The organism is Streptomyces sp. JH34 (assembly GCF_029428875.1).
Taxonomy (GTDB): Bacteria; Actinomycetota; Actinomycetes; order Streptomycetales; family Streptomycetaceae; genus Streptomyces.
In genome coordinates this window covers 5,839,072-5,857,500 of sequence record NZ_JAJSOO010000001.1, presented here as the reverse complement: position 1 = coordinate 5,857,500, position 18,429 = coordinate 5,839,072, and the positions used below count along the sequence as shown (strand labels likewise).

20 protein-coding genes and 1 pseudogene (1 of these 21 only partly in view) are annotated in these 18,429 nt (G+C 70.7%); 8 read left to right on the top strand and 13 right to left on the bottom strand.

The window, feature by feature from the left end; genetic code table 11:
• Together LWJ43_RS26310 and LWJ43_RS26305 are read right to left on the bottom strand one after the other, a co-directional pair.
• Positions 1–177, bottom strand: the beginning of a protein-coding gene (locus tag LWJ43_RS26310; RefSeq protein ID WP_277334674.1) for a DNA-3-methyladenine glycosylase. It extends 435 nt beyond the left edge of the window; the window shows 177 of its 612 coding nt (coding positions 1–177); its start codon is at positions 175–177; its stop codon lies beyond the left edge, outside the window.
• Positions 178–191: 14 nt separating this feature from the next.
• Positions 192–443 (bottom strand): annotated as a pseudogene (locus LWJ43_RS26305) (DNA-3-methyladenine glycosylase); the annotation flags it as partial.
• 85 nt (positions 444–528) lie between these two features.
• Between LWJ43_RS26305 and LWJ43_RS26300 the strand changes: the two are divergent.
• The 3 genes from LWJ43_RS26300 to LWJ43_RS26290 all read left to right on the top strand — a co-directional run bounded on the left by LWJ43_RS26300 (position 529) and on the right by LWJ43_RS26290 (position 2,549).
• Positions 529–1,311, top strand: coding sequence for a sporulation protein (locus LWJ43_RS26300; protein ID WP_277334673.1), 783 nt, complete (start codon positions 529–531; stop codon positions 1,309–1,311).
• Between the two features lie 56 nt (positions 1,312–1,367).
• Entirely contained in the window at positions 1,368–1,901 is a 534-nt protein-coding gene (locus LWJ43_RS26295) for a YbhB/YbcL family Raf kinase inhibitor-like protein (RefSeq protein ID WP_277334672.1), read from the top strand.
• A gap of 141 nt (positions 1,902–2,042) precedes the next feature.
• Entirely contained in the window at positions 2,043–2,549 is a 507-nt protein-coding gene (locus LWJ43_RS26290; protein WP_277334671.1) for an HNH endonuclease, read from the top strand.
• A 69-nt stretch (positions 2,550–2,618) separates the two neighbouring features.
• Here the strand turns inward: LWJ43_RS26290 and LWJ43_RS26285 are convergent, their stop codons facing one another.
• The 4 genes from LWJ43_RS26285 to LWJ43_RS26270 form a co-directional block, all read right to left on the bottom strand.
• Positions 2,619–3,392, bottom strand: a complete 774-nt coding sequence (locus tag LWJ43_RS26285; RefSeq protein WP_277334670.1) for a sulfite exporter TauE/SafE family protein — start codon at positions 3,390–3,392, stop codon at positions 2,619–2,621.
• 78 nt (positions 3,393–3,470) lie between these two features.
• A complete protein-coding gene (locus LWJ43_RS26280) occupies positions 3,471–4,400 on the bottom strand; it encodes an SPFH domain-containing protein (RefSeq protein ID WP_277334669.1) in 930 nt (309 codons plus the stop codon).
• Between the two features lie 128 nt (positions 4,401–4,528).
• Positions 4,529–4,957: an NfeD family protein gene (locus LWJ43_RS26275; RefSeq protein ID WP_277334668.1), complete on the bottom strand. Its 429-nt coding sequence runs from the start codon at positions 4,955–4,957 to the stop codon at positions 4,529–4,531.
• A gap of 65 nt (positions 4,958–5,022) precedes the next feature.
• Complete coding sequence (locus tag LWJ43_RS26270) at positions 5,023–5,823, bottom strand: ABC transporter ATP-binding protein (protein WP_277334667.1); 801 nt, start codon at positions 5,821–5,823, stop codon at positions 5,023–5,025.
• 120 nt (positions 5,824–5,943) lie between these two features.
• On the opposite strand from LWJ43_RS26270, the gene LWJ43_RS26265 reads away from it, so the two are divergent.
• Entirely contained in the window at positions 5,944–6,723 is a 780-nt protein-coding gene (locus tag LWJ43_RS26265; RefSeq protein WP_277334666.1) for a hypothetical protein, read from the top strand.
• Between the two features lie 210 nt (positions 6,724–6,933).
• Here the strand turns inward: LWJ43_RS26265 and LWJ43_RS26260 are convergent, their stop codons facing one another.
• Complete coding sequence (locus LWJ43_RS26260; RefSeq protein WP_277334665.1) at positions 6,934–7,578, bottom strand: response regulator; 645 nt, start codon at positions 7,576–7,578, stop codon at positions 6,934–6,936.
• Positions 7,571–8,716, bottom strand: coding sequence for a GAF domain-containing sensor histidine kinase (locus tag LWJ43_RS26255; protein ID WP_277334664.1), 1,146 nt, complete (start codon positions 8,714–8,716; stop codon positions 7,571–7,573). Before LWJ43_RS26255 ends, LWJ43_RS26260 begins: the two co-directional genes overlap by 8 nt.
• 183 nt (positions 8,717–8,899) lie before the next feature.
• On the opposite strand from LWJ43_RS26255, the gene LWJ43_RS26250 reads away from it, so the two are divergent.
• The 3 genes from LWJ43_RS26250 to LWJ43_RS26240 all read left to right on the top strand — a co-directional run bounded on the left by LWJ43_RS26250 (position 8,900) and on the right by LWJ43_RS26240 (position 11,718).
• Complete coding sequence (locus tag LWJ43_RS26250) at positions 8,900–9,613, top strand: SDR family NAD(P)-dependent oxidoreductase (RefSeq protein ID WP_277335996.1); 714 nt, start codon at positions 8,900–8,902, stop codon at positions 9,611–9,613.
• Positions 9,610–10,701: an S-adenosylmethionine:tRNA ribosyltransferase-isomerase gene (locus tag LWJ43_RS26245; RefSeq protein WP_277334663.1), complete on the top strand. Its 1,092-nt coding sequence runs from the start codon at positions 9,610–9,612 to the stop codon at positions 10,699–10,701. The genes LWJ43_RS26250 and LWJ43_RS26245 overlap by 4 nt, the downstream gene beginning before the upstream one ends.
• A 270-nt stretch (positions 10,702–10,971) precedes the next feature.
• Positions 10,972–11,718 (top strand): transglycosylase SLT domain-containing protein, encoded by a 747-nt coding sequence (locus tag LWJ43_RS26240; protein ID WP_277334662.1) that lies wholly within the window; start codon positions 10,972–10,974, stop codon positions 11,716–11,718.
• A gap of 133 nt (positions 11,719–11,851) precedes the next feature.
• On the opposite strand, the gene LWJ43_RS26235 is transcribed toward LWJ43_RS26240, so the two are convergent.
• Complete coding sequence (locus tag LWJ43_RS26235; RefSeq protein ID WP_277334661.1) at positions 11,852–14,404, bottom strand: ABC transporter ATP-binding protein/permease; 2,553 nt, start codon at positions 14,402–14,404, stop codon at positions 11,852–11,854.
• Positions 14,405–14,683: 279 nt separating this feature from the next.
• Here LWJ43_RS26235 and serB point away from each other — a divergent pair, with 279 nt between their 5' ends.
• Positions 14,684–15,931, top strand: a complete 1,248-nt coding sequence (serB, locus tag LWJ43_RS26230) for a phosphoserine phosphatase SerB (RefSeq protein ID WP_277334660.1) — start codon at positions 14,684–14,686, stop codon at positions 15,929–15,931.
• A 75-nt stretch (positions 15,932–16,006) separates the two neighbouring features.
• On the opposite strand, the gene LWJ43_RS26225 is transcribed toward serB, so the two are convergent.
• The 4 genes from LWJ43_RS26225 to LWJ43_RS26210 form a co-directional block, all read right to left on the bottom strand.
• A complete protein-coding gene (locus tag LWJ43_RS26225; protein ID WP_277334659.1) occupies positions 16,007–16,525 on the bottom strand; it encodes a SixA phosphatase family protein in 519 nt (172 codons plus the stop codon).
• A 77-nt stretch (positions 16,526–16,602) separates the two neighbouring features.
• Positions 16,603–16,809, bottom strand: a complete 207-nt coding sequence (locus LWJ43_RS26220; RefSeq protein WP_277334658.1) for a hypothetical protein — start codon at positions 16,807–16,809, stop codon at positions 16,603–16,605.
• Between the two features lie 147 nt (positions 16,810–16,956).
• The gene (locus LWJ43_RS26215; protein ID WP_086010434.1) at positions 16,957–17,073 is read right to left on the bottom strand and encodes an SGM_5486 family transporter-associated protein; all 117 of its coding nucleotides are present in this window, start codon (positions 17,071–17,073) and stop codon (positions 16,957–16,959) included.
• 17 nt (positions 17,074–17,090) lie between these two features.
• Positions 17,091–18,362 carry a CynX/NimT family MFS transporter gene (locus LWJ43_RS26210; protein WP_462100912.1) on the bottom strand — a complete coding sequence of 424 codons (1,272 nt, stop codon included), beginning with the start codon at positions 18,360–18,362 and terminating at the stop codon, positions 17,091–17,093.
• Positions 18,363–18,429: the final 67 nt, after the last annotated feature.

Genomic DNA, 18,429 nt, shown 5'->3' with positions numbered 1-18,429 from the left:
GTTACGGGGTGTCCGGCCCCGGTAAGCATGGGAAGCCGGGTCGGCCGCACCGGAGTACGCCTCAGTCTCCGTGACGGCGAGGCGCACGGTTCCCTCGGAGGTCTTGCAGGTGAGGACGCTCCCGAGCAGCCTGGGGGCGACCTCTTCGGCGGGATGGGCGAGAAGATCGACATTCATGCTGACTGCCTTCACATTCCATAGGTGAAGTAGACATACGAATGTCCCGACGGGCCGGACAGCACGCTGGTGCGGGCCGTCCGGCCGCGGAACGCGTGGGAGCCGGGGTCGGCCTCCCCCGCCTCCACCTCCGTGAGCCGCAGCCCGACGGTGCCCTGGCCGGTGCTCCGGACGAGCACACGGCCCAGGAGGTCGGGTGCCACCTCCCGGGCCGACCTGTCGAAGAAGTCCCGCCCGAGCGGCCTTCGGTCCATGCCCACGTTCATAGCGTCCGAGGGTACTGGGCTCGGCGCGACGGGAACCGGCTACGGTCATGGCGCGTATGTAGGGGTCAGGACCAAGGAGGAAAACATGGGTTTCAAGCGGCTGCTCGCGAGCATGGGTGCCGGCGGTGCTTCGGTCGAGACCGAGCTGACCGAACTCAACGTCGTCCCCGGCGGGGTCGTGCAGGGAGAGGTACGGATCCAGGGCGGATCCGTCGCCCAGCAGATCGAGGGTCTCTCGGTCGGCCTGCAGGCGCGGGTCGAGGTCGAGGGAGGGGACCAGGAGACGAAGCAGGACATCGAGTTCACCAAGCTGCGTCTCGGGGGTGCCTTCGAGGTGCAGGCCGGCGCGGTGCACGTCGTGCCCTTCGGCCTGGAGATCCCCTGGGAGACGCCGATCACCATGTTCGCCGGGCAGCACCTGCGCGGCATGAACATCGGGGTGACGACCGAGCTGGAGATCGCCCGCGCCCTGGACTCGGGAGACCTGGACCCGATCAACGTGCACCCGCTGCCCGCGCAGCAGGCCATCCTGGACGCCTTCGGGCAGCTGGGCTTCGGCTTCCGCAGCGCCGACATGGAGCGCGGTCACATCCGCGGCACCCGCCAGCGCCTGCCGTTCTACCAGGAGATCGAGTTCTTCCCGCCCCAGCAGTACCGGGGTCTGCACCAGGTGGAGCTGACGTTCGTCGCGGACGACCGCGAGATGGACGTCATCCTGGAGATGGACAAGAAGCCGGGGCTCTTCAGCGAGGGCAGTGACTCCTACCGCGCGTTCAAGGTGGGTCTGAACGACTTCCAGGGCACGGACTGGGCCGCTTACCTGAACCAGTGGCTCGCCCAGGTCGGCGGTCAGCGCAACTGGCTCTGATCACCCCCTAGGGTCGGTGGGAAGACATCGCACAGCCGATCAGGAGAGGTGCTGACGTGACCGAGCCGAAAAGGGCGCCGCTGCCGCACGACTTCCATCCCGAGGTCCCCGCGTTCACCGTGGTGAGCGAGGACCTCGCGCCGGGTGCCGTGCTGGCGGACGCGCAGGTGTTCGCGGCGGGCAACACCTCGCCGCGGCTGCGCTGGGAGGGGTTCCCGGCGGAGACGAAGAGCTTCGCGGTGACGTGCTTCGACCCGGACGCGCCCACGGGCAGCGGATTCTGGCACTGGGTGCTCTTCGACGTCCCCGCCACCGTGACGGAGCTTCCGGCCGGCGCGGGGAGCGGGGCGTTCGACGGGCTGCCCGAGGGTGCCGTGCAGGCCCGCAACGACTACGGGGCGAAGGAGTTCGGCGGAGCCGCGCCACCTCCCGGGGAGAACCACCGCTACGTCTTCACCGTGTACGCCGTGGACACCGAGAAGCTCGGGCCGGACAGTGACGCCTCGCCCGCCGTCGTCGGATTCAACCTGCGTTTCCACACACTGGGCCGGGCCCAGCTGATCGGGGAGTACGCCGCCCCCGAAAGCTGAACGTTCGCCTCCCGTTTGCCCTGCCCTGGTCTTGGAGAGATCAGGGCAGGGCACTTTTTATTGCGTTGTCCATCACGGTCCGCCCGGACAGAGTTGTTCCGGGCCCGCCGACAGACGGGCGGCACACGGGAGGTGGGCGGGATGCGGGACACACTTGTACTCAACGCGAGCTTCGAGCCACTGTCGACGGTGACGCTGAACCGCGCCGTCGTCCTGATCCTGCAGGACAAGGCCGTCGTCGAGCAGTCGCATCCCGGGCTCCGTATGCGCGGTGCCGCCGTCGACATCCCGGTGCCTCAGGTGATCAGGCTCTGCCGGTACGTACGGGTGCCCTTCCGAAGACACGCTCCGTGGTCCAGACGGGGTGTACTGATACGTGACCAGCACCGGTGCGCGTACTGCGGGCGGCGGGCCAGCACCGTGGACCACGTGGTACCGCGGGCCCAGGGCGGCCAGGACACCTGGCTGAACACCGTGGCCTCGTGCGCGGAGGACAACCACCGCAAGGCGGCCCGGACCCCGGAGCAGGCGGGCATGCCGCTGCTGCGTGAGCCGTTCGTGCCGTCGCCGGCGGACGCGATGCTGCTCGCGCTGGGCTCAGGTGACCGCTCGGCGCTGCCTGAGTGGCTGACGCGCTCGGCGGCGTGAGCGCCTGGTCCACCCATGGGCACGGGTGCGGAGCCCGTACCCCCGTCGCGGAGGGGCGGGCTCCGACCCTCAGCGCAGCAGCAGTTGGACGATGGCCACGGTACCGACGACGACGATCAGGGCACGCAGGAAGCGCGGGCTGAGCCTGCGGCCGACCTTGGCGCCCACCTGGCCGCCGATCGCGGAACCGACCGCGATGAGGACGACCGCCGTCCAGTCGAAGTCGGCGACGAAGAGGAAGAAGAGCGCGGCGACGCTGTTGACGACGGCGGCGAGGACGTTCTTGACGGCGTTGAGGCGCTGCATCGTGTCGTCGAGCAGCATGCCCATGAGGGAGAGGTAGATGATGCCCTGGGCCGCTGTGAAGTAGCCGCCGTAGACGCTGGCGAGCATCAGGCCGGTGAACAGGAGGGGCCCGCCGTCGGGGCGGGCTGCCCTGCCGGTGCGCTCACGGCGGCTTTGCACTGCGCGGCTGATGCGCGGCTGCAGGATAACCAGGACCAGGGCGAGGGCCACCAGGACGGGGACGATCGTCTCGAACGCCGTGGAGGGCAGGGCCAGCAGGAGGGTGGCACCGGTGAGGCCGCCGACGAGCGCGCCGACGCTCAGCTTCACTGTCCGGCGGCGCTGGCCGGTGAGTTCCGCGCGGTAGCCGATGGCGCCGCTGATGGAGCCCGGGATCAGCCCGAGGGCGTTGGACACGGTCGCGGTGACCGGGGGCAGACCGGTGGCGAGCAGGACCGGAAAGGTGATCAACGTGCCGGAACCGACGATGGTGTTGATCGTTCCGGCGCCGACACCTGCCGCGAAGACGGCGAGCATTTCCCAGATGGACAAGGCCATCTCCTTCGATGGTCAGTGATGCCTCCCCGCCATGAAGGTCGAGGGGCCTCACTGATCATGCACGAAGGTGTTTCGCGGTCATTCGACCGGGGGCTGCTCCCTGCGCTCCGTGCCGGTGTTGAAGCCGGGCGCCCCGCTGCCGAGGTTGCCGAAGGCACCGCTGAGTCCCTTGAGCGCGTCGCCGATCTCGCTGGGCACGATCCAGAGCTTGTTGGCGTCGCCCTCGGCGATCTTCGGGAGCATCTGGAGGTACTGGTACGAGAGGAGCTTCTGGTCCGGGTCCCCGGCGTGGATGGCCTCGAAGACCGTACGGACCGCCTGCGCCTCGCCCTCGGCCTTGAGGGCCGACGCCTTGGCCTCACCTTCGGCTCGCAGGATCGCGGACTGCTTCTCGCCCTCCGCGGTGAGGATCTGGGACTGCCTGATGCCTTCGGCGGTGAGGATGGCCGCGCGCTTGTCACGGTCGGCGCGCATCTGCTTCTCCATCGAGTCCTGGATGGAGGTGGGCGGTTCGATGGCCTTGAGCTCGACGCGGTTGACGCGGATGCCCCACTTGCCGGTTGCCTCGTCGAGGACTCCGCGCAGTGCGGCGTTGATCTCCTCGCGGGAGGTCAGGGTCCTCTCGAGGTCCATGCCGCCGATGATGTTGCGGAGGGTGGTGACGGTGAGCTGCTCGATCGCCTGGATGTAGCTGGCGACTTCGTACGTCGCGGCGCGGGCGTCGGTCACCTGGTAGTAGATGACGGTGTCGATGTTGACGACGAGGTTGTCCTGGGTGATCACCGGCTGCGGCGGGAAGGGGACGACCTGTTCGCGGAGGTCGATCCTGTTGCGGATCGAGTCGATGAACGGGACGACGATGTTCAGCCCGGCGTTGAGTGTGCGGGTGTAGCGGCCGAAGCGCTCGACGATGGCGGCACTGGCCTGCGGGATGACCTGGATCGTCTTGATCAGGGCGATGAAGACGAGCACCACCAGAATGATCAGGACGATGATGATCGGTTGCATCGTGTGCCTCGTGCCCTTCGGTTGCCGACGGATCGCGGTGATCGTGGTCGATCGGTCATGACGGTCGTATTCTCATGATGATCGACTTCGAGTTTGGCAGACTGCGGCCTGCCGTGTGACCGGTTCGCTCACATGACTACGGCCGTCGCACCGTCGATGTCCACGACGTCCACCTGCCGGCCGGGTTCGAAGGTCTGGTCGGCGTCGAGTGAGCGGGCGGACCAGACCTCGCCGGCGAGCTTGATGCGCCCGCCGCTGCCGTCGACCTGTTCGAGGACGACGGCTTGACGGCCTTTCAGCGCGTCGATTCCGGTGGCGTGCGGGGACTGGCTCGCACGGTGCCGGGCCGCGATCGGGCGCACGACCGCGATCAGGGCCACCGACACCAGGACGAACACCAGGACTTGCGCGACGATCCCGCCGCCGAGGGCCGCGACGACGGCCGCGGCCACCGCTCCCACGGCGAACATCCCGAATTCGGGCATCGCGGTCAGGACGAGGGGAATGCCCAGTCCCACCGCGCCGATCAGCCACCACACCCACGCGTCGATGTCCACCTGGTCATCGTAGGACCGCGGGCCCCTTCCACGACAGTGCGCAGAGGAGGTTGGCTGTGCTGCGCCTACTGGCCGAGGGGCAGTCCGCGGGCGGTGTAGCGGTCGCCGTGGTGCTCGACGACGAGCGGGAGGCCGAAGCAGAGGGAGAGGTTCCGGGAACTGAGCTCGGTCTCCATGGGGCCTGCGGCGAGGACCTTGCCCTGACGGATCATCAGGACGTGCGTGAAGCCGGGCGCGATCTCCTCGACGTGGTGGGTGACCATGACCATGGAGGGGGCGTACGGGTCGCGGGCGAGCCGGCCGAGACGGCGGACCAGGTCCTCGCGTCCGCCGAGGTCGAGTCCGGCCGCCGGCTCGTCGAGGAGGAGCAGCTCGGGGTCGGTCATCATGGCGCGGGCGATGAGGGTGCGCTTGCGCTCGCCCTCGGACAGCGTGCCGAACTTGCGGTCGAGGAAATCGGTCATGCCGAGACGGTCGAGGAAGGCGCGGGCGCGCTCCTCGTCGACGGCTTCGTAGTCCTCGTGCCAGGTGGCGGTCATGCCGTACGCGGCGGTGAGCACCGTCTGCAGCACGGTCTGGCGCCTGGGGAGCTTTTCGGCCATGGCGACACCGGCGATGCCGATGCGGGGGCGGAGCTCGAAGACGTCGGTGCCGACCCCGCCGAGCCGCTCGCCGAGGACCTTTGCCGTTCCGGTGCTGGGGAAGACGTAGCTGGAGGCGATGTTCAGGAGCGTGGTCTTGCCGGCGCCGTTGGGGCCGAGGATGACCCAGCGCTCCCCCTCCTTGACCGACCAGGAGACGTCTTCCACCAGAGCGCGTCCGTCGCGGACCACGGATACGTCCACCAGCTCCAGTACATCGCTCATGGCGCGTTGTCTCCCCATACAGTGTCGAGATCGTCGCGTGCCTGTGGGCACAGCTCCCAGGGAAAACCTACGCCACCCGAGGAGTGCTCAGGCCCTGGGGCCGTTCCCTAGGCTGTCCCCATGCTTTCGGAACCACGCTCAGGGCGGCTTGCCGCATGGGGAAACGCGCTTTTGGCCGGACTTGTGTCACCGGACGACGCCGCGCTCGCGATCGTCGGCGAGGACGCGGTGCACCGGGTCGAGGGGCTGCCGGGTGAGACGGGGCCCGTGGGGCTCACGCTGGCGCTCGGGCGGCTGAGGGGGCTGGGTGCGACGGGTTTCCGGGTCGCGCTGCCGGTGCCGGGTCACCCGCTGGGGCTCAGCGGGCCGCCGGACTTCAACGCCCGGGCGCTGGAGGCGGAGGAGGCGGTCGTCACGTCCGGGGCGCCGTACGGGCTCGTACCGGAGGTCAGCGAGGCGGGGCCCGCCGGGGATCTGCACGTGGAGGTGGTCTGGCGGTGCCTGCCGGTCCGGGAGGCACCGCCCGCCGACGTGCCGTCGCTGGGTGAGGCGGAGCGGGAGCTCGCAGAGGCGTTGCGGGATGCCACGGCGGTGCTGTCGCGGCTGGACCTCGCCGGCTCCGGCCCGGTCGCGGAGGCCGCGGTGGACGCGTACCGGGCCCGGGCGGAGCGGGGGCGGGAGGTGCTGGCCCCGGGCTATCCGCCGCGGGCGGTGCGAGTGCTGGAGCTGGCCCAGCGGGTGGGGCTGCTGGTGTCGGTGGCCCATGAGAACGGGCACGGCGGCGCGGTGAGCGCGTCCGAGATCGCGGCCCGGGGAGAGGCGCTGCGGCCGGTGGAGCGGGTGGCCAGGCGGGCGCAGGTCGCGGCGTACAACGCGTACGTGGAGGAGCGGGGCCGCTGATCGCGGACCGTCGGCGGGGCGGTGCCGTCCCGCCGACGGCCCCGCCCCCCGCCCCCCGGCCGCCGCACGAAGCACGCGGCACGCGGCACGCATGGAGAGGGCGCCACCCCGCGGAGGATGCGCCGTAAGGGTGGCGTGCACCCGACGGTATGACTCCCGGACCGGAGTGGAACCGTCCGATGGTCCGGCGGCGGCTCGCGGCGGCTCCCCTCAGCCCGCCGCCCCGTGCCTGACCGCCCAGAGCGCGGCCTGGGTCCTGTCCGACAGGTCGAGCTTCATCAGGATGTTGGAGACGTGGGTCTTCACCGTCTTCTCCGACAGGATCAGCGCCCGGGCGATCTCACGGTTGGAGCGGCCGTCGGCGATCAGACCGAGCACCTCCCGCTCCCGCTCGGTGAGGGTGCTCCCCCGGCCCGTGCCGCCGCCCGTGTCCTCCTGGGCGAGCAGCGCCCCCGCGACCTCCGGCTGGAGCAGGACGTGACCCGCGTGGACCGAGCGGATCGCGCCGGCCAGGGCGTCCGGATCCACGTCCTTGTACACGTAGCCCGATGCCCCCGCCCGCAGCGCGGGCACGACGGTGCGCTGCTCGGTGAAGCTGGTGACGATCAGCACCCTGGCCGGGTTGTCAAGCGCCCTGAGCCTGCGCAGCGCCTCGATGCCGTCCGTACCGGGCATCTTGATGTCCATGAGGACGACGTCGGGCCGCAGCTCCTCGGTCCTGGCGACGCCCTCGGCCCCGTCCGACGCCTCCCCGACGACCTCGATGTCGTCCTGGATCTCGAGGAACGTGCGCAGTCCCCGGCGGACCACCTGGTGGTCGTCGACCAGCAGCACCTTGATGACCTTGTCAGCCACAGGGGACCTCCATCTGGATCGTGGTGCCCCTGCCGGGCTCCGAGTCGACGGTGAGCCGGCCGCCGACGCCGCCGGCCCGGTGGCGCATGGAGACGAGGCCCAGGTGCCGGCCCGCGCGCCTGACCACGTGCGGGTCGAAGCCGCAGCCGTCGTCGGTGACCCGCAGCACCGTGGCGGAGGTGTGCCGGGCGAGGCTGACGTCGACCTGCCCGGCTCCGGAGTGGCGCAGGGCGTTGTGCAGGGCTTCCTGTGCGACCCGGAGCATGGCCTCCTCCTGGGCGGACGGCAGCGCCCGCACACCCGCGCTCCCGAAGGTGACCCGGGCGCTGTGGGCCCGGTCCAGGACCTGGATCTGGGTGCGGAGCGTGGCGACCAGACCGTCCTCGTCCAGGGCCGCGGGGCGCAGCTCGACGACTGCCGCGCGCAGCTCGTCCACTGCCTCCCCGGCCAGGGCGGCGACCTGCTGGAGCTCGCCCTTGGCGCGCGCCGGGTCGCGGTCGACGAGTGCCGCGGCGGCCTGGGCGGTGAGCCGGAGCGAGAAGAGCTTCTGACTGACGGCGTCGTGCAGCTCGTGGGCGAGCCGGGAGCGCTCCTCGGCGATGGTCAGCTCACGGCTGCGTTCGTAGAGCCGGGCGTTGGTGAGGGCGATGGCCGCGTGCTGGGCGAGGACCTCCAGGAGTTCCTCGTCCTCCTGCGTGAATCCGCAGCCGCCCGTGGGCTTGGGGCAGCGCTTGTTGGCGAGGAAGAGCGCGCCGATGGTCTCGTCGCCGTCCTGGATCGGGAGGCCGAGGAAGTCGGACATGTCGGGGTGGGCGTCCGGCCACCCCTCGAACCGGGGGTCCTGGCGGACGTCGGCGAGGCGCTGGGGCTTCGCCTCGTGGAGCATCGCGGCGAGGATGCCGTGCTGTCGGGGCAGCGGTCCGATGGCCTTCCACCGGTCGTCACTGACGCCGTCGACGACGAACTGGGCGAAGCCGCCGTGGTCGTCCGGCACGCCGAGGGCGGCGTACTCGGCGTCGAGCAGTTCCCGGGCCGAGGCGACGATCGTCTTGAGGACGTCCCTCATCTCCAGGTGCCGGTTCATGGCGAGCAGCGCGGCGCTGACCGCGGCGAGGCCCGACGGTGGGCGATGACTCATGTGGTCACCGTACCGGCGGGGGTGCGGGGGCCGTATCGGGCTGTGGGCCTCCCTCGTACGGGGCCTCGGTCCTAGGCCGAAGTGCCGTGCGGCGTTGCGGCCGGCGGACGAGGCGGCGGGGCCCGGCGGATTCCTAGGTTGGAGGGCGTCGGAGCTCGTACGAGGTTCAAGGGGATGGCTCTCATGCCGGTCGCGGTGGTCACGGGTGGGACGAAGGGGCTGGGGCGCGCGCTGGGCGCGGCTCTGGCACGGCGAGGATGGGATCTGGTGCTGGGTGCCAGGTCGGCGGAGGCGCTCCGCTCGACCGCGGCGGAGCTGGGCGGGCGCCACGGGGCCCGTGTCGTGGCGGTGGCCGGGGATGTGACGGACCCGTCGCACCGCGAGGCCCTGGTGGCGGCCGCCGGGGAGCTGGGCGGGCTCGACCTCCTGGTGAGCAACGCGAGCGCTCTGGGCGCCGAACCGCTCGTGCGGCTGGAGGAGCTGCCCCTGGAGGGGCTGAGGCGGGCGCTGGAGACGAACGTGGTGGCGGCGCTCGGACTCGTGCAGGAGGCGCTGCCTCTGTTGCGGGCCTCGGCGGCCGGGGCGGTGGTCACGGTGAGCTCGGACGCGGCGACCGAGCCGTACGGGACCTGGGGCGGTTACGGGGCGTCGAAGGCCGCGCTCGACCAGCTGGCCGCGGTGCTCGGGGCGGAGGAGCCGGGGCTGCGCGTGTGGGCGGTCGACCCGGGTGACATGGCGACGGACCTCTATACGGCGGCCGTCCCGGACGACACCGGCCCCCGCCCGCGCCCGGAGGACGTGGCACCCGCCTTCGTGCGGCTGCTGGAGCTGCGCCCGCCCGGTGGCAGGTACACGGCGTCCGCGCTGCTGGACATGGGCCGGAGGGCGGGGCGATGACCGCGCTGGACGCACTGCGGGTTCCTCCGGAGCTTTCGGCGCGGGTCCCGGCCGAGCAGCGGGGTTCGGGGCGCGACGACGTACGCCTGCTGGTCTCGCGCGGTCGCGCGGTCTCGCACCGGGCCTTCCGGGATCTGCCCGGGGAGCTCCGGCCCGGTGACGTCCTGGTGGTCAACACGTCGATGACGCTGGCGGCCGCGGTGAACGCGCGGCTGGGCGGCGAGCGTGTCGTCGTGCACTTCTCGACCCGGGGCGAGGACGGGCGGTGGGCGGTGGAGCTGCGCCGGCCGGCCGGGGACGGGACCACCAGGCCGCGGCCCGGCGGCCCGGCGGGGGCGGTGGTCCGGCTCCCGGGCGGCGGCGCTCTGGTCCTGGAGGAGCCGCTCGGGCCCGGCGAGGGGGCCAGGCTGTGGTGGGCGCGGGCTCCGCGGGATGTGCCCGATCTGCTGGAGCGGCACGGGCGGCCGATCCGGTACGCGTACACGGAGCGGGACCAGCCGCTGTCGGCGTACCGGACGGTGTTCGCCGTGCCGTCGCCCGACGGGAGCGGCTCGGCGGAGATGCCGAGTGCGGCGAGACCGTTCACGGCGGGGCTGGTGGCGGAGCTGGTGAGCAGAGGGGTGCAGTTCGCGCCGCTGACGCTGCACACGGGTGTGGCCTCGGCCGAGGTGCACGAGCCGCCCTACCCGGAGCGCTTCGAGGTGCCCCGCACGACGGCGTGGCTGGTCAACGCGGCTCGGGCGGGCGGCGGCAGGGTGATCGCCGTGGGGACGACCGCGGTGCGCGCGCTGGAGTCGGCGGCCGGCGAGGACGGGGTGGTGCGGGCCGCGGCGGGCTGGACCGACCTGGTGGTGACGCCGCAGCGGGGGGTGAAGGTCGTGGACGGGCTGCTGACCGGGCTGCACGAGCCGGAGGCCTCGCACCTGCTGATGCTGGAGGCGGTGGCGGGGCGGGAGGCGCTGCGGCTGGGATACGCCGAGGCGCTGGGCCACCGGTACCTGTGGCATGAGTTCGGGGACGCCCACCTCCTGCTGCCCCCTGCCCGGAAAGCCCCTTACGCTCCGCATCGCGGTAGCAACTATTCGTGAGTCGGAAGGGGTTCCGATGTGAGCCCAGGCATAGGGCCCACGTCACTTACGAAGAAGGATAGTTTGCCCAAAACGGGCAAGTTGCCAAGGTTCAAACCGGACAAGGAGGCATGAACAAGACCCCCTTCCACTACCCGGCTTCGTACGTCACACCTTTGCCAGGCCATTTTGCTGGCGCTAAGAATTGCAGCTGTCCCCGACGGAGATGCCTCCGGCTCTTCCGTCTGCGTCCTCGCCGAGGACCCCTGCTATTCGAAGAGGTACGACTGTATGTCCGTGTCCCGCATCTCCAGCCGTAGCCGTCGCCTGAACAAGGCGCAGAAGCTCTCCGTCGCGGGGGTCTCGACCCTGGCCGCCGCCGCTGTCGCCTTCTCGCTCGTCCCGGACGACGCGTCGGCCTCCACCGAGCCGCAGGCCGCCGCGGCCGCCGCGCCGGTCGCCTACACCGGCTCGCAGACGCAGAGCCTGAAGGCCACCGGCCTGGCGCAGAACACGACGGCCGAGCGTCTCGCCACGACCGTCGACGCGGCCAAGGCCAAGGAGGAGGCCGCGAAGAAGAAGGCCGCCGCGAAGGCCGAGGCGAAGGCGAAAGCTGTCGCAGAGGCCAAGAGCAAGGCCGCCGCGAAGGCCAAGGCCGACGCGAAGAAGCGTTCCGCCAAGAAGGCCAGCCGTGCCGCCGACCGCAAGCCGGTCTTCGCGAACAACCTGGACGGCTGGATCCGCGAGGCCCTGTCGATCATGCACGAGAAGAAGATCCCCGGTACGTACGAGGGCCTGCACCGCAACATCATCCGTGAGTCCAGCGGTAACCCGCGTGCCATCAACAACTGGGACATCAACGCGATCAACGGCATCCCCTCGAAGGGTCTGCTGCAGGTCATCAAGCCGACCTTCGACTTCTACCACGTCAAGGGCACCAAGCACGACCAGTACGACCCGGTCGCCAACATCACCGCGGCCGCCAACTACGCCGCGGACAAGTACGGCTCGATCGACAACGTCGACAGCGCGTACTGAGCCACGCACCGAGCAAGGCCTGGCACAACGGGCCCGCCGGTCCGCAGCGTCGCGTGACCGGCCGGCACATGCCGAAGGGCGGCACCCCACGGGGTTGCCGCCCTCGGGCGTTTCCGGGTCCGGCGCGGTCCCGTTACTTGCGCATGACCTCGGGCTCATGGCGTCGCAGCATCCGGGAGACCGCGACGAACAGGACGACGCTCATGAAGAGCATCACCGTGATGTCGATGCCCCACTGGCCGGCCGAGTGCTCCCACAGCGGGTCCAGGTCGGTCGGGTTCTTCGGGTCCCACGGCGGCATGAGGTGGGCGAGGTCCAGCGTCGTGCCGGCCGCGGCCACCGCCCAGCGCGACGGCATCAGCCAGGCGAACTGCTCCAGGCCCGGCGAACCGTAGACCTGGAAGAGCACACCGGTGAAGACGACCTGGACGATGGCGAACATGACGAGCAGCGGCATCGTCTTCTCGGCGGTCTTCACCAGCGCGGAGATCATCAGGCCGAACATCATCGAGGTGAAGCCGAGCACGATGATCGACAGGCAGATCTCCACGGCGGGAGGCATGAAGAGGCCCTCCTCCGGCAGCTCGCGGGTGGAGAAGCCGATCCCGCAGATGATCACGCCCTGGAAGGCCGTGATCACTCCGAGGACGATCACCTTGGACAGCAGATAGGCGGACCGGGACAGGCCGGTGGCCCGCTCCCGCTCGTAGATCACCCGTTCCTTGATCAGCTCTCGTACGGAGTTGGCGGCGGCCGCGAAACACATGCCGACCGCCAGGATCAGCATGATCGTTCCGGCCTTGCCGTTGAACCGGGAGGGCGGATCGGGCTCCGCCAGACCGAACTCCGCGGGGATGACCACGCTCACCACGCCGAGCACGGCCGGCAGCAGCACCATCAGGAGCAGGAACCCCTTGTCGGACGCGATCACCGAGACGTAGCGGCGCATCAGCGTCCACAGCTGGGCCATCCAGCCCGAGGGCTTCGGCGGGCGGATCTGCTGGGCGGAAGGCATGTGTACGGGCTGCGCGGCGACCGCGTCGATGTCCGCTGCGTACATCTGGTAGTGCTGCGAACCACGCCAGCGGCCCGCCCAGTCGTAGTCGCGGTAGTTCTCGAACGCGGAGAAGACGTCGGCCCAGCTGGTGTAGCCGAAGAAGTTCAGGGCCTCCTCGGGGGGACCGAAGTAGGCGACGGAACCGCCGGGCGCCATCACCAGGAGCTTGTCGCAGATGGCCAGCTCGGCCACGGAGTGCGTGACCACCAGGACCGTGCGGCCGTCGTCGGCGAGGCCGCGCAGCAGCTGCATGACGTCGCGGTCCATGCCGGGGTCGAGGCCCGAGGTCGGCTCGTCCAGGAAGATCAGCGACGGCTTCGTCAGCAGCTCCAGGGCGACCGAGACGCGCTTGCGCTGGCCTCCGGAGAGCGAGGTGATCTTCTTGTCCTTGTGGATGTCGAGCTTGAGCTCGGCGAGGACCTCGTGGATCCGGGCGGTGCGCTCGGCCTCGGTGGTGTCCGCGGGGAAGCGCAGCTTGGCCGCGTACCGCAGAGCCCTGGTGACCGTGAGTTCCTTGTGCAGGATGTCGTCCTGCGGGACCAGACCGATGCGCTGCCTCAGCTCGGCGAACTGCTTGTACAGGTTCCGGTTGTCGTAGAGGACGTCTCCCTGGTTGGCGGGCCGGTAGCCGGTGAGCGCCTTGAGCAGGGTGGACTTGCCGGAGCCCGAGGGGCCGATGACGGCGATCAGCGACTTCTCCGGGACGCCGAAGGAGACGTCCTTGAGGATGTCCTTGCCGCCGTCGACCGTCACGGTGAGGTGGCGGGCGGAGAAGGAGACCTCACCGGTGTCGACGAACTCTTCCAGCCGGTCCCCGACCAGCCGGAAGGCCGAGTGACCGACACCGACGATGTCGTTCGGGCCGATGAGCGCGGAGCCGGACTTGCTGAGCGGCTGACCGTTGACGTAGGTCCCGTTGTGGGACCCGAGGTCGCGGATCTCGAACCGGCCGTCGGGGGTCGCCCGGAATTCGGCGTGCAGACGTGAGACCTGCAGGTCGGAGACGACCAGCTCGTTCTCCAGCGCACGGCCGATGCGCATGACACGGCCGAGGTCCAGCTGGTGGAACGTGGTCGGGCTGCGGTCCCCGTAGACGGGTGGAGCACCCGCCGCACCGCCGGGCGCACCGGCTACGGGCACGCCGCCGCGGTTCTGCTGGTGCGGGACCGGGGGCTGCTGCTGCATCTGCGGGGTCTGCTGCCAGGCCGCCTGCTGGGGGGCCTGGTGCGCGGGGGCCTGCTGCTGAGCGGGGGCTGCGGGCCAGCCCGCCGCGCCCTGCGGCTGCTGGGCTCCCGCCGCCTTCACGCCGGGCGCTCCCGCACCGGCCGCCGCGGTGAGGTTCAGGCGGGGTCCGTCGGTGGCGTTGCCCAGGTGGACCGACGTTCCCGCGGCGATCTCCGTCTGCTGGACGCGCCGGCCCTGCACATAGGTGCCGTTGGTGCTGCCGTGGTCCTCGATGGACCAGCCGCGGCCGTTCCAGCTGATCGTGGCATGCCGCCAGGACACCCTGGCGTCGTCGATCGTCATGTCGCCCTGCGGATCACGTCCGAGGGTGTACGACCTGGACGGATCGAGCGTCCAGGACCTTCCATTCAATTCCAGTACGAGTTCCGGCACTCCGCGCCCCACTAGTTGTCCCCCGAGTCGCCCCCGTCGCAGGGAGCCTAGGGATGCTGAACATCGTGGGGAACTATTCCAGGAGCGGTCCCGTAACGGAAAGCCGGGCGGTGTGAAGACCGGGCGGAGGCTGCTCGGCGCCGCCGCGGACTCGGGAGAAACCGGTGCGGAGCACCTCATCCGGGGCTCATGTCTCCCGGCCCGGAGGCCCCGTAGGGATCCGGCCGCGGGCTGTCCGCCACTCGGGACGGCTTCGGGGCCCGCCCCGCGGCCCTATACGGTGGGACCACCATGAGCGCATCTCAGCCACCTCGGTCTCCTGAGTCCCCCGAGCCCTCTCCGGGCACGGACGCCCCCACGCTTCTCGTCAAGATCTTCGGGAAGGACCGGCCGGGTATCACCGCCGGGCTTTTCGACACCCTGGCCGCCTACGCCGTCGACGTCGTGGACATCGAGCAGGTCGTCACCCGGGGCCGCATCGTCCTGTGCGCCCTGGTGACCTCGCCGGAGCCCGGCGGCACGACCGAGGGCGACCTGCGGGCGACCGTGCACAGCTGGGCGGAGTCCCTGAAGCTGCAGGCCGAGATCATCTCGGGTACGGGCGACAACCGCCCCCGTGGGGACGGACGTTCGCATGTGACCGTGCTGGGACATCCGCTCACCGCCGAGTCCACGGCGGCCATAGCGGCCAGGATCACCTCCACCGGCGGCAACATCGACCGCATCTTCCGCCTGGCGAAGTACCCCGTCACCGCCGTCGAGTTCGCCGTGTCCGGTACCGGGACCGAGGAACTGAGGACCGCCCTCGCGACGGAGGCCGCGGGGATCGGCGTCGACATCGCCGTCATGTCGGCGGGGCTGGGCCTCCGGGCCCAGCGGCTGGTCGTCATGGACGTCGACTCGACGCTCATCCAGGACGAGGTCATCGAGCTCTTCGCGGCCCATGCCGGCTGCGAGGCCGAGGTCGCCTCGGTCACCGAGCAGGCGATGCGCGGCGAACTCGACTTCGAGCAGTCCCTGCACGCACGGGTGGCGCTGCTGGCCGGGCTGGACGTGTCGGTGGTGGAGAAGGTGCGGGCCGAGGTCCGGCTGACCCCTGGCGCCCGGACACTGATCCGGACACTGAAGCGGCTCGGGTACCAGGTGGGCGTGGTCTCGGGAGGCTTCACCCAGGTCACGGACGACCTGAAGGAGCGCCTCGGGCTGGACTTCGCCTCGGCCAACACGCTGGAGGTCGTCGACGGCAGGCTCACCGGCCGGGTCGTGGGCGACATCGTGGACCGGGCGGGCAAGGCCCGGCTGCTGCGGAGCTTCGCGGAGCAGGCGGGCGTTCCGCTGTCCCAGACGGTGGCGATCGGTGACGGCGCGAACGATCTGGACATGCTGAACACGGCCGGGCTGGGAGTCGCCTTCAACGCCAAGCCGGTCGTCCGCCAGGCCGCCCACACGGCGGTGAACGTCCCGTTCCTCGACACGGTGCTGTATCTGCTCGGCATCACCCGCGAAGAGGTCGAGGCCGCCGACGGCCTCGTGGACTGACCGGCCGCACGGGCAGGACACGAAGGGGGGCGGCGGCACACGGTGTGTGCCGCCGCCCCCCTTCGTGCGTCGTGCTCAGTCGTTCGGCGTCCAGTACTCGACGAGCATGCCCACGCCGTGTTCCAGCTTCTTCCAGGGGCCGGAGAACTCGACGACGGCGTAGGCGGCGGTCGGGAAGCCGTCCCTGGTCATGCGGGCGAGCGCGTCGCCCTCGGCACCGCCGGAGAGAGCGTCCGCGGCACCGTGCATGCCGGGATTGTGGGCGATGACCAGCAGGTTGCGCACATCGTCGGGGGTCTCACCGAACAGGGCGATCAGTTCACCGAGGGAGGCCTCGTACAGCCTCTCCTCGTACACGGTCCTGGGGCGCTGCTCGAACTCGTGGACCGCCAGTTTCCAGGTCTCGCGGGTCCTGGTGGCGGTCGAGCAGAGAGCGAGATCGAAGACGGTGCCTGAATCGGCCAGCTTGCGGCCGGCGACGGGGGCGTCCTTCCTGCCCCGTTCCGCCAGTGGCCGCTCGTGGTCGGACTCCTGCGACCACTCTGCCTTTGCGTGCCTGAGAAGGACGATCCTGCGAGGTGTATCGGCGCTCATACACCTCAGCTTCGCACGGATCACGCCTCGGGGCGCTGGGTGTTGACATGCTCGCCCACGAGGGCTTTTCGCGCGGATCAGACGGCGAGCAGTGCCAGGATGTACTCCAGCAGGCGCCCGATCGCGGGGGCGGCGGTCGCGGCGTCGGCCGGGCCGGGTTCCACGATCAGCAGCAGGAGCGCGGCGAAGGCGACGGCGGGCAGCGCGACGGCCCACCACGGCAGCCGCACCTCGACGGCGTCCGTGGCCGGGCGGTGGGTCCGGGTGTGCGTGCGGGCCGGCATGTCCGCCTCCGTGGGTCCTCGGCTGTGTCACCCCGAAGCTACGGGCCGCACGGCGGCGCTCCCATCCGGTGACCCACCCACTGGACCCTGACCCCTGCCCCCTAGGGGGCAGGGGGGCTGACCCCACCCCCAGGAGGATTCAGGGGGTCAGGGGGAGGCGATCGTGGCGATCACACCGATGACCACGGAGATGAGAAGCATCGTCCCGAACACGAGGAGGAGCTTCTTCTGGCCGTTCTGGGGATTCGGATCGAGCACTGGCATGCGCACAGTGTCGCATCTCAGCATTCGTCCTCGATCGTCCGGTCCCGGCCGGCGAGGACTCCCGCGATCGTCTGGGGCACGAGGAGGGCCGCCATGAGGGCGAGCGGCAGGCCCCATCCACCGCTGTGCTGGTAGAGCACGCCGACCAGCAGCGGGCCGGGGACAGAGATCAGATAACCGGTGGACTGCGCGAAGGCCGAGAGCCTGACCACCCCGGCGCCGGTGCGCGAACGCATCCCGATCATGGTGAGGGCGAGCGGGAAGGCGCAGTTGGCGATGCCCAGCAGCAGCGCCCAGAGCCAGGCACCGCCGGCCGGGGCCAGGTAGAGGCCCGCGTAGCCGAGGAGGCCGCATCCGCTGAGGACGAGGACGATCGGGCCCTGGGTCCGCAGCCGGGTGGCGAGACGGGGGATGACGAAGGCGAGGGGGACACCCATGGCCATGATCACGGCGAGCAGGACTCCCGAGGTGCCGGCCGAGAGCCCCGCGTCCCGGAAGATCTGCGGCATCCAGCCCATGGTGATGTACGCGGCCGTGGCCTGGAGCCCGAAGAAGCAGGCGAGCGCCCAGGACGTACGGCTCCGGGTGATCTTCGGCGCGGGCGGCGCGGAGGCTCCCGCGGCCTGCCCGGACGCGTCACCGCGGTCCTTCAGGAACGGCACCCAGGGCATGACCGCGACCACGGCCAGGGCCGCCCAGACCACCAGCCCGGTCTTCCAACTGCCGCCCAGCGCGTTGGTGAGGGGGACGGTGAGGGCGGCGGCGAGGGCGGTTCCGAGGGCCAGGGCCATCGAGTAGAGGCCGGTCATGGTGCCGACGCGGCCGGGGAACCAGCGCTTGACGATCACGGGCATCAGGACGTTGCTGACCGCGATGCCCATCAGCGCCAGGGCACTGGCGGCGAGGAATCCGGCGGTGCCGCCCACGAAAGGGCGCAGCAGCAGGCCGGCGGCGATGGCCACCATGCCCGCGCAGACGACGGCGCTGGGTCCGAACCGGCGGGCCAGGCGTGGCGCCATGAAACCGAACAGTGCGAAGCACAGCGGCGGCACGGAGGTGAGGACACCGGCGATGCTGCCGCTCATGTGCAGTCCGTCCCGTACCTCTTCGAGGAGGGGGCCGAGGCTGGTGATGGCGGGCCTGAGGTTGAGCGCGGCGAGGACCAGGCCGACGGTCGCGATCCGCAGCACCCAGGGGGACGGTCCGGGCTGGGACTTCTCAGGCCCCGGGGTGGCCTGGGCGGCGGAGGGGCGCAGGGTCGGGGTCTCGTCGTGGCGCATGAGACCCATCATAGAATCATGGGATGATTGACTGTCCACTTCCGCTCTCCCCCTGAGACAATCGGGGGGACGTCCG